Origin of the sequence: Klebsiella sp. K47, assembly GCF_051858335.1 — a bacterium.
In the GTDB taxonomy this organism is placed as follows: Bacteria; Pseudomonadota; Gammaproteobacteria; order Enterobacterales; family Enterobacteriaceae; genus Klebsiella; species Klebsiella pneumoniae.
Genome location: NZ_JBPYUI010000576.1, coordinates 1 through 211, shown reverse-complemented (window position 1 = coordinate 211; position 211 = coordinate 1). Strand labels below are relative to the sequence as shown.

Here is a 211-nt window from a genome sequence, read left to right as displayed (position 1 = left end):
AATTTAAAATCTTCTACCGCCCGGACAACCTGAAAGGGGACGCCGCCACGGCCTGGCAGAAAATAACGTTTTCGCGAACGGGAAAAGGGCTTAAGGCCGCTAACCCGACGCCATACTACGTCTCTTTTTATCGTCTGACCGTTGGCGGGCATAAAATTGAGCAGCCGGGCATGATCGGTCCAGGGGAAACCCGGGAATGGCCTGTGTCCGC

The 211-nt window shown here is 55.5% G+C and carries 1 protein-coding gene; it reads left to right on the top strand.

The window, feature by feature from the left end:
• Positions 1 to 211, top strand: a 211-nt coding sequence (locus RRF55_RS29285; RefSeq protein ID WP_439419496.1) for a fimbrial biogenesis chaperone, incomplete at both ends; no start/stop codon positions are given.